Source organism: Trichloromonas sp., from assembly GCF_041583255.1.
In the GTDB taxonomy this organism is placed as follows: domain Bacteria; phylum Desulfobacterota; class Desulfuromonadia; order Desulfuromonadales; family Trichloromonadaceae; genus Trichloromonas.
Map to the genome: position 1 here is coordinate 1 of NZ_JBFHGD010000118.1, position 10472 is coordinate 10472.

Annotated in this window: 7 protein-coding genes and 1 pseudogene; 1 reads left to right on the forward strand and 7 read right to left on the reverse strand. The window is 60.9% G+C overall.

All coding sequences use genetic code 11. From position 1 onward, the window contains the following. The 7 genes and pseudogenes from hypF to ABYV89_RS10500 form a co-directional block, all read right to left on the reverse strand. On the reverse strand, positions 1-1878 hold a 1878-nt coding region (hypF, locus tag ABYV89_RS10470), incomplete at its 3' end, for a carbamoyltransferase HypF (protein WP_432822901.1). A gap of 197 nt (positions 1879-2075) precedes the next feature. After that, complete coding sequence (locus tag ABYV89_RS10475; protein WP_432822902.1) at positions 2076-3821, reverse strand: SLC13 family permease; 1746 nt, start codon at positions 3819-3821, stop codon at positions 2076-2078. Positions 3822-4116: 295 nt separating this feature from the next. Beyond that, positions 4117-5499 carry a sigma-54-dependent transcriptional regulator gene (locus ABYV89_RS10480; RefSeq protein WP_432822903.1) on the reverse strand — a complete coding sequence of 461 codons (1383 nt, stop codon included), beginning with the start codon at positions 5497-5499 and terminating at the stop codon, positions 4117-4119. Positions 5500-5640: 141 nt separating this feature from the next. Next, positions 5641-8160, reverse strand: a complete 2520-nt coding sequence (locus ABYV89_RS10485; protein ID WP_432822904.1) for an ATP-binding protein — start codon at positions 8158-8160, stop codon at positions 5641-5643. 67 nt (positions 8161-8227) lie between these two features. Then, entirely contained in the window at positions 8228-8464 is a 237-nt protein-coding gene (locus ABYV89_RS10490) for a hypothetical protein (RefSeq protein ID WP_432822905.1), read from the reverse strand. A gap of 183 nt (positions 8465-8647) precedes the next feature. Beyond that, positions 8648-9616, reverse strand: coding sequence for a polyprenyl synthetase family protein (locus tag ABYV89_RS10495; RefSeq protein ID WP_432822906.1), 969 nt, complete (start codon positions 9614-9616; stop codon positions 8648-8650). Between the two features lie 40 nt (positions 9617-9656). Beyond that, positions 9657-9818 (reverse strand): annotated as a pseudogene (locus ABYV89_RS10500) (ATP-binding protein); the annotation flags it as partial. Between the two features lie 100 nt (positions 9819-9918). Here ABYV89_RS10500 and ABYV89_RS10505 point away from each other — a divergent pair. Beyond that, positions 9919-10472: hypothetical protein (locus ABYV89_RS10505; RefSeq protein ID WP_432822907.1), on the forward strand; the 554-nt coding region annotated here is incomplete at its 3' end.

The window sequence follows — 10472 nt, forward strand, 5'->3', positions numbered from 1 at the left end:
CATTTCCAGCTCCAGGGCGGCCTGCCCTTCGTAGCTGACCTTTGAGCGCAAGCCGATCAGGGCGGCAACACCGTCGAACAGGCGACCGCAGCTCGAGGTCAGCGGCGCGTTGATCCCCCTTTCGATCATCTTCAGCAGAATCGCCCGCTCCTTTTCGCTTATCCCCGCGAATGCGGGCAGATCAGGCAACTCGTCCCCGTAGGCCTGCACCAGGTAGCTCAATGCCATGCGCAGCGGCTCGCGGGTGGCGGCATCGCCGCCGGGCATGGGCGCATAGCGGAAATGGCCGAGACGGGTAAACGACCGGTAGCCGCCGGAAAGAAACTCCCCTCCCCAGATGTTGCCGTCCGTACCAAAGCCGATGCCGTCGAAGATCAGCCCGAGCACCTCCCCTTCGAGCCCGTGCTCGGCCATACAACTGGCCAGGTGGGCGTGATGGTGCTGCACCGCGATCTTGCGCACGCCCGGCAACTCATCGGCGAACCGGCTCGAATAGTAGTCGGGATGCTGGTCGTGGGCGACGATCGCCGGCTCGATTGCGAACAATTCTTTAAGATGACCGATGGTCCTGGCGAAGGAGTCATAGACCTCGAGGTTTTTCAGGTCGCCGATGTGCTGACTCAAGAAGGCCCGGTCGTCCCGGGTCAGGCAGACGGTGTTTTTCAGCTCGGCCCCGAGGGCCAGCACCGGCAGCTGGGATTTCGGCAGAAAGACCCCGCGCGGCACATAGCCACGGGAGCGGCGCAGCAGCAGCGGGCGACCGGCCATGACCCGGGCGATGCTGTCGTCGGTTCGGGTGTGAATGGCGCGGTTATGGGTGAGAAAGCAGTCGGCGATCCCCCCGAGCCGCTGCTGCGCTTCGGTGTCCTCGAAAGCGATCGGCTCATCGGAAAGGTTGGCGCTGGTCATCACCAGGGCGGGGAACTCCTGCAGCAGCAGGTGATGCAGCGGGGTGTAGGGGAGCATGATGCCGAAATAGCGGTTGCGCGGGGCGACCAGCTGCGACAGGGGCTGATCCTCTTTCTGCCGCAGCAGCACAATCGGCCGCTCAGGACCCGCAAGCAGGCGACGCTCGGTATCGTCGATATCGACCAGAATCTCAGCTTCGGCCAGGCCTCGAACCATCAGGGCGAAAGGCTTCTCGTCCCGCACCTTGCGCCGGCGCAGTTCGGCTACCGCCGCGTCGTTGCCGGCATCGACCGCCAGGTGATACCCGCCGAGCCCTTTGACGGCGACGATCTTCCCCGCCTTCAGGGCGTCAACTGCGGCGGCCAGCGGCTCGGACGCGGCCAAAGTGAGGCCGCCAGCGTCGAACAGGTAGAGCTGCGGCCCGCAAACAGCACAGGCATTGGGCTGGGCGTGGAAACGACGCGAGGCGGGGTTCTCGTACTCCCGAAGACAATCGGGACACATGGGGAAGGCGGCCATGGTGGTGTTTGGACGGTCGTAGGGGATGGCGGTGACGATGGTGTAGCGGGGTCCGCAGTTGGTGCAGTTGATAAACGGATAGCGGTAGCGGCGGTCGCCGGGATTGAACAGCTCGGCCAGGCAGTCGGGACAGACGTAGGTATCGGGCGAAACCTGGGCGGTCCTTTCGAGCGCAGAATCGCTGGCCGCTATGACAAAGGCGGCGGCGCCCAGAGAGGGGATTTCACCGCTTTCGAAACGGGAGATCGACGCCAGCGGCGGAAGTTCTTCGCGCAGGCCGCGCATAAACCGCTCCAGGGATTCAGCCTCCCCTTCGGCCTCGATCAGCACCCCCCGGCTGTCATTGCGCACCCAGCCGGACAGCCCGCAGGCGACTGCCAGCTGGTAAACGAATGGACGAAAGCCGACCCCTTGAACAATCCCTTCGATGCGAATGGTTTTACGCAGCACAGTTCCCCTTTCCGGCCTCGCCCCTCGATGCAGTCCTGTCTCTTTTACCATCGATCTTCCGAACAAGGCAATGTTCTCAATGAAATTCACGTGTGCGATGTCAGGGGCCGTGTCGGGAAAAAAAATGCCCCGTTCCAAGGAGGGGTAGGAACGGGGCAAAGGCCCTTGGGGAAGGGCAAACTGTGTTGGTAAAAAGGTTACTTGGCGATCACCTGCGCCCAGGCCGGAACCTGGTCTATCACCACGTCGAACATTGGAATCACCAGGGCGTAGGTCAGCAGCACGGTGAGCACGATGCCGATCACGTTGAGACCGAAACCGCTGCGAACCATCTGCGGGATGGTGACGTAACCCGAGCCGAAGACGATGGCGTTGGGCGGCGTCGCCACCGGCAGCATGAAGGCGCAGGAGGCGGCGATGGCGGCCGGCACGACCAGCAGCAGCGGGTTCTGGCCGAGGCCGATGGCGACCGCAGAGAGGATCGGCATGACCATGGCCGCGGTGGCGGTGTTGGAGGTCAGCTCGGTCAGGAAAATGATCAGGGTGGTTACCGCGATGATCAGGACCAGGATCGGCGCGTGCTCCAGCAGGCTGACCTGGCTGCCGATCCAGGTGGCCAGGCCGGTGACCTTGAAACCTTCGGCCATGGCGAGACCGCCGCCGAAGAGAATCAGCACGCCCCAGGGCATTTTCGACGCCCAGTGCCAGTCCATGACGAAGGTGTTTTTCTTCAGGTTGATCGGGATCAGAAAGAGGAGCAGGGCGCCGGTCATGCCGATTGCGGCATCGGTCACCATTTTCGGATCGGGGAAGAGAAAGCCGAGTTGCTGGCGGAAAATCCAGGCCAGGGCGGTGAAAACGAAGACCACCGCGGTCCAGCGCTCGCCGGCATTCATGGAGCCCATCGCTTTGAGCTCGGCGTTGATCAGGGCGCGCCCCCCCGGCACCTTCTTCAGCTTCATGGGATTGGCGAACTTGGTCAGCCACAGCCAGCACAGCGGCAGCAGGATCAGCACCAGGGGAACCCCTACCATCATCCAGCGGGCGAAGGTAATCTCGTAGCCGTAGGTCTTCATCAGGTAGCCGGCCAGCACGGTGTTCGGCGGGGTGCCGATCAGGGTGGCCACACCGCCGATCGAAGCGGCATAGGCGATTCCCAGCATCAGGTTGAGGCCGAAAGCGAAGTTCTCAGGCGAAAAATCGATTTCCTTGTCGAGCCCCTCCTTTTTCCCTTCCTCGATGACGTGGCTGATGATGGCCAGGCCGATCGGCATCATCATGACCGCGGTGGCGGTGTTGGAAACAAACGCCGACAGGGCTGCAGTGGCGACCATGAAACCGAAAATCAGCCGGCCCGGAGAAAACCCGACCGCCTTGACGATATTCATGGCGATCCGCCGATGCAGGTTCCAGCGCTGCATCGCCAGAGCCAGGATAAAGCCGCCCATGAACAGGAAGATCAGGTGGTTCGCATAAGGCGCCGTCGCCTTCTGGGTGCTGGAGATATTGAGCAGCGGAAAGAGGGCTATCGGCAGCAGGCTGGTGGCCGGAATCGGAATCGATTCGCACATCCACCAGGTCGCCATCAGCAGGGCCACGGCGGCCATTTTCTGGGCCACGGGCTCCATCCCAGCGGGGGTCGGCACCAGCAGCATGAGCAGGAAGAGAGCCGGACCGAGGAGCAGGCCGATTTTCTGCCGGTTGGTATATTCGCGCGGCTCCCCTTCTTGAACCCCGTCAGGGCCTGTCTGCAAACGCTGGTTATGTTCGGCAGGGGCTTCGTCGATTTCGTCGGCCAGGTCAACCTCCTGTTCCCGGTTGCCTACCTGAAACTGCAGATGCTTCCCCTTCAACCCGCGAAGCAACGCCCTGGGGTCCATAAGAAACAGACGTTTGGTTTCATCATGCCATTCCCAGAGTCGATTAATCCCTGCTGCAATCATGCTGCTCTCCTTTTTTTATCAGGCCTTTACAAACATTTTCAACAAATCACCCGGAGCAAGAGAGCAACAGCGATGCCAAACCGGCGACATGTATACAGCAGATCAAGCCAAGAGGAAAATTACGTTTGATATTCTCGCCACTTGAAATGATTAAAAAATGCAACAAAGGTAGAATAACGTTATAAACCTGTCGCTGGACAATTCGGTGGCAACAAAAAAGGTGGCCGAAAACGGCCACCTTTTTTCATATGCGGTGAATTTTAACCACCAGGGCGCAAACAGATTGCCCGCGTCGTCAGGCCTCTTCGACCAGCTGGTACTTTTCGAGTTTATAGCGCAGCGTTCCGCGGGGCACGTTCAGCATTCGCGCAGTTTTGGCCACGTTGCCGCCGGTAATGCTGAAGGCCTTGCCGATCAGGTCTTTTTCGATCTGGCCGACGAAATCTTCGAGATGAATCCCCTCGGGCGGGATTTCAAAGGAGAAGCCCGCCTCCCGCCGGGGGGCGTCGCCCCAGATTTCCTTGGGCAGCCCGTCGGGCTTGATGACCTCGCCATTGTACATGATGCAGATGCGCTCGACCACGTTGCGCAGTTCGCGGACATTGCCGGGCCAGTGATAGCGGATCAGCAGGTCGAGGGCGTCGCGGGAGACTTCGCGTATCCGCTTGTTGAACTCGCGGCTGAAACGCTTGATAAAGTAATCGAGCAGCGGCGGAATATCTTCACGCCGGTCCCGCAGCGGCGGCAATTGAATGGGAAAGACATTGAGCCGGTAATAGAGATCCTCGCGAAACTGCTTTTCATCGATGGCCGTCTTCAGGTTGCGGTTGGTGGCCGCGACGACTCGCGCGTCGATATCGATATTGCGCGTTCCTCCCAGACGGCGGATCTTGCGGTCTTCGAGCACCCGCAGCAGTTTGACCTGCAGGCTCATATCCATCTCGCCGATCTCGTCAAGAAAGACGGTGCCGCCGCAGGCTTCTTCAAACAGGCCGATTTTACGAGTCTTGGCATCGGTAAAGGCCCCCCGTTCATGGCCGAAGAGTTCGGACTCGAGCAGGTTGAAGGGGAGCGAACCGCAGTTGATTTCGATGAACGGCCGCCCCTTGCGCGGGGACAGGTCGTGAATGGCCCGCGCCACCAGTTCCTTGCCGGTGCCGCTCTCGCCAGTGATCAGGACCGTGGCCGTCTCGTGCTTAGCGACCTCGCGAACCTGCCGGTAGACCTGCAGCAGGGCCGGGCTGGACCCGACCATGTCGACGGATTCTGGCAGCCCCTTCCCTTCGCGACGCAGGTGCCGGACTTCGCGCCGCAGGCTCTGGGTTTCGAGGGCCAGCTTGACAATCAGCCGGATGGCATCGGCCTTGAACGGTTTCTTGATGTAGTCGTAGGCCCCCATCTTGAGAGCTTCGACGGCGCTCTCGACGGTACCGTAGCCGGTAATGATGATAACCAGGACATCCGGGTCGACTTCCTTCAGGGCGGCCAGCACGTCGAGACCGCTCTTGGCGCCCAGGTTGAGATCGAGCAGCACCAGGTCGACCTCTTCGTCGCTGACCTGGCGGACGGCCTCTTCGCCGCTGGCGGTGGAAAACGGACGGTAGCCGTCTTCGGCGAGAATCCGCTCGAGGTTCTCGCGGATGAAGGCTTCGTCGTCAACAATCAGGATCTTTTCCATGCAGCCCCCTGGAAAAGGACAGTCAGTGTCCTTCTATGCAATCAATGGTAGGCGTTGCGAAACAGGAAGGCAATCACAAAATGGTGAAAATTCGCCACGTGGTCTGCATGAACCCGATTAAAGCCGAAAAAAAGGCGACATTCAGCCGCGCGGCTGGGTGGAATCGAGGGGGAGAGAGACAGTGAAGAGGGTACCCTGATCCGGAACGCTTTCCGCTTCGATCCGTCCGCCATGATCGGAAATAACGTTATGGGTGATCGAAAGGCCCAGCCCGGTCCCTTCCCCTTTATTGGTGTAGAACGGCTCGAAGATCAGCGGCAGCCGCTCACACGGGATGCCAATACCGGTATCCCTAACCCGCACCTGCACTTCGTCAGCAACCACGGCGGCCTTCACTTCAAGGGTGCCGCCACCGGGCATGGCATCGAGGGCGTTGGTGAAGAGGTTGAGAAAGGCCTGCTTAAGCCGGCCGGGGTCGTTAGGGAACGGCGGCAGGGGCTCGGCGATGTCGGTGACCAGTTCGACGCCGCTGCGCTGGCATTGCTTGCTGATCAGGAACAGGGTTTCGCGCAGGACGACACCGACATCGCCGTCTTCAAGGCGCGCCGGCGGCAGCGAAGCGAAGTTCAGCAGCTCGTTGACCAGCCCCTCGAGCCGCTCCATCTCCTGCAGCGCCCGGCGGATCAGGTCCTGGTCGGCAGGGTGGGACAGCAGCCGGTCATGAAGCTCATCCAGCAGCAGGCTGATGCCGGTCAGGGGGTTGCGTACTTCGTGGGCGATCCCGGCCGAAAGGCGCCCGAGCGAGGCCATCCGCTCCATCCTGGCCATGCGTTTGCGCAACTCGACCCGCTCGGTAATTTCCTCGATGGTCAGGATTCGGCCTTCTTTGCCTCCGGAAACCAGCGGCAGCAGGGCCAGCCTGAAGACCAGCGGCTTCCCCGCCGACTCGACATTGAGATAAGTGTTCCAGCGCTCTATCTCTGTTCGCGCCAGTCCTTCGATGAGCACCTTGTGCATCTGGGGCCAACGGGCGAACGCATCATCCAGCGCCATCGCCGCGCTAAGGGGTTCGGTGCCGAGGATCCTGGCGGCCGGACCATTGAGCGAGGTGATCCGGTTGCTGCCGTCGAGGGTCAGCAGCCCGATTTCGACATTTTCAAATATCGTCTCTTTGAAATTCCGTTCCCGGAGGATTTCCTGCCGCGAACGGCTGAGATCATCCAGCGTCTTGAGCAGCCGCTCCTGGCGATCGTTAAGTTCCTGGGCCATGACGTTGAAGGAGGTGGCAAGCTCCCCAACCTCGTCCCGCGAAGAGACGTTGACCCGGGTCGCCAGATCCCCCCGTGACATTTCCTTGGTTCCGTCGATCAGGTTGAGCAGGGGGTCGGTGATGCTCCGTGACAACAGGTAGGCGGCGGCGATGACCAGCAGCGCGGTGACCATGATCATCGCCATCGACCCGCTGACAAAGCGGGTGATCTCGCGGCGGATGACCTCGGATGCGGACATGGCGGCGGCATGAAACTGGGTCACCTCGGCACCTATGGTGACTCCGCCGAAAACCTGTTTTGCCACCTGCTCTCCGGGCGCGAACCAGATCGGCGCGTAGGCCATGATCTTCTGCGCCCCGCCGATATTGGTCACGTCGGCAACGCCGGAATTCCCCTGCATGACCTCCCTGGCAACGACCGGGTAGTTGGCATGGATGAAACCGGCGTGCCGCAGGTTGAAGGGAATGACTCCCTGCTCGACCAGTTCCGGCGGGGTTTCGGCCGTATAGGGGGGAACCAGGCGGCCGTCGCGGTCGAGACCGCGGATATCCCAGAACTTGGGATGGGCAATCATCCAGCCGTCGCCGTCAAACATGAACGCGTAGTTGCCGCTGTCGTACGACGGAAAGACCGTGAAATGCGGCTCTTCCGGAACGATGTGCTGGGTGAATTCCATCAGGTGGCGATGGTCGAGGGAGAGGACGACGACCCCGGTAAATTTGCCGTCAGCTGAATAAACCGGCGTTGAAAAGCGCACCACCCCCTGGTAGGAATCCCCTTCCACCGCAGCTTCGGGGGTCGGCGCGCCGCGCAGCTGGTTCTGCTTGTCGATATGCCATCCGCTGACCGGAGATACGTAACAACCTCCCGGGGGGAGTTCTCTGGCCCGGGCAAAATAGTCTTCCGTCAGATAGGTGGTGTTGGCCGGGATGGAAACATCCCGCAGCTGGTCACTGGCCGCACCGCCGACCAGCCGCAGCAATTCACGGCCGTCAGCCCCGACAAAGGCGATTTCGGAGTAAAGGGGAAACATGCGGCGCACTTCGACGGGGTGATCATTGGTACCGCTGCGATACCAGATCTCCCGCTGATGGTTGCGGGAGAACCGACCATAGGTCTCCGGCTCGGCGGGGAGCAGGCTGAGGTCAGCCAGGTCGGCGACGACGCCCTGCAGAAAAGCGCCCACCTCATCGGCGACCATCCGGGCCCGCAACTCAAGGGCCTTGGACGCCTGCCGGTCGAGGGCCTGGGTCGCATTGTCGAGCAGCAGCACTTCAACCGAGCGCAGGCTGTGGCTGGAGACGAAGACCAGCAATACCAGCGGCAGCAGCGACAACAGGCAGAAGGCCAGCAGAACTTTTTTATGCAGGGAGAAGGAAATGCGCAGCATGGCCCACATTATAGCAGGGTCGGGGCGTCAGCCGGCAGAAAAAACCGGGAAACCCTGCCGCGCAAAATCAGGCGCTGCAGCGGAGTTCACTGAGCATGAGGCGGGAATCGACGGCCAGGGGGAGCAGGCGCTGATGCTTGGCGAGAACTTCTTCAAGGGAAGGTCCGTCATGAATGATGACATCGCCGGGGGAAAAAATCGTTCTCGCGATGTGCGAGCCGTCCGAACGCAGATATACCGTCACCTCGTACGGGCGGCCGTCAATTGTCAGCTCAGCGGTGTGGATGAGTATTCCGGGATCCATGGTCGCCCCCTTCAGGAATTTGCTGCAAGCAACATAAGCAGGCATGAGCAAATCCCGGGCCAACCTGAAAAAAAGCAGAAAAACCATGTTATTCTGACAAATTGGCTCACAAAAAAAACCTCCCCGCAGTGCGGGGAGGTTTTTTCACGGCAACCTGACAAGCTATATCGCTAAACGGCAAATCTATTTGCGGCGGCTGACCGCGTAATCGGCCAGCTCGAACAATGCGGCCTTTTCAGGGCTTTCGGGGAACCCGGCGAGGTGCCCCTTGGCTTTCTCTACCAGTTCCTTCGACCGCTGACGGGTGTAACCGATGCCGTCATAGCTATCGATCAGGGAAACCACATAGGCAAGGTCTTCATCGCTCAACTCTTCGAGTTCAACGATTTCGGCCAAGCGCTCCCGCTCCTGTTCAGAACACTGGCGCAGGGCGTGGATCAACGGCAGGGTCACCTTGCCCTCCTCGAGATCATGCCCCTTGGCCTTGCCGAATTCGGCCTGGTCGGCCACGTAATCGAGCGCATCGTCCATGAACTGAAAGGCGATGCCCAATTCCATGCCGAACTCGTGGAGCGCCTTTTCCTGCTCTTCTCCGGCTCCGCCGAGCATACCGCCGACTTCGCAGGCGGCGGCAATCAAGACGGCCGTCTTGTTGCGGACCACCGAGATATACCGCTCTTCGTCGAGATCGAGATCGCAGGTACTGACCAGCTGCAGCACCTCCCCTTCGGCCATCATGGTGGTCGCATCGGACAGAGACTGCAGGATCTGCAGGCTGCCGCCGCGCACCATGAGCGAGAAGGACTTGGCAAACAGAAAATCGCCCACCAGAACCGAAGCCTCGTTCCCCCAAACGGCGTTGGCCGAGGCGTTGCCGCGGCGCAGCACGGCGCTGTCAACCACATCGTCATGCAGCAGGGTCGCGGTGTGGATAAATTCTACCACGCTGGCCAGGCCGATATGCTTGGTCCCCTGGTATCCGGCCAGGCGGGCGCAGAGGAGCAGGAGCATGGGACGGATTCGCTTGCCGCCGCTGGCAAGAACATATTCACCGACCTTGCGGATCAGCAGGACATCAGAGGTAAGGTCTTTCTTGAACTGGGCCTCGACCCCGATCAAATCATCATGAAGCAATTCCAGCGCTTTTTCCATGGCAGTAAACCGTCCTTAAACCTTTAAAATTCGGACTATCTTAAGAATCATCCCGGCAGTTGTCAAAGCATTTTTCCGCTTCAGCCAAAGGAAAAACCAATCGGAAGCGGGCACCGCCGGCTGGCGAACGCCCCAGGGAAATCCCGCCGCCGTGATCCTCCATCAGCTTGCGACAGACCGAAAGCCCCAGGCCGGTCCCCTCGCCGGCCCCGGTGCCCGAGCCTGCGCCCTATCCCGCCAGCGGGGACGAGCCGTTCCCCGACTGGCCTTTCCCCTCCACCAACAACCCACCGGGTAACCCTATGCCACTGCCTGCTGCTGCCGTCGTAGCCCTCGGGGCCGAACTGCTCAAGCTGCTGCCGATGTTCAGCTCGGGCAGCAAATCCTCCGAGCGCAATGTCGCCGTTGCCCAGACCCTCGGAAACCGATTGCTGGAGGTCGCCACGGAGGTGACGCCGGTCGCTGTCAACGAGCAAGAGGCGGTCGAGCAGATCCTCGCCAGCCGAGAGCTTCAAGACCGCTTCAGGGCGCAGGCGGTGGTGAAATGGGACGACCTTGCCCCCATGATGGAGTTCGAGGCGAAGGAGCGCAAGGAGGCGCGGGACTTCGCTGAGCGGATGACTGGTAGTGGGCCGGTGTGGCGGCAGATTGGCTACGGGGCGCTGATCGGCATTCTGGCGTTGATGATCCTTGGCGGCAGCGGGCTGCTGTTCTATGAAGTACTGTTCGCTGCGGAGGGATTCGACCCGAGCACCAAGGCCGGGATCATCGAGATCATCAAGGCCATCGCGGTGCTGGTCGTGGGCTTCTTCTTCGGCTCGTCAGCCTCCAGTCGCGGCAAGGACCAGGCGATTGC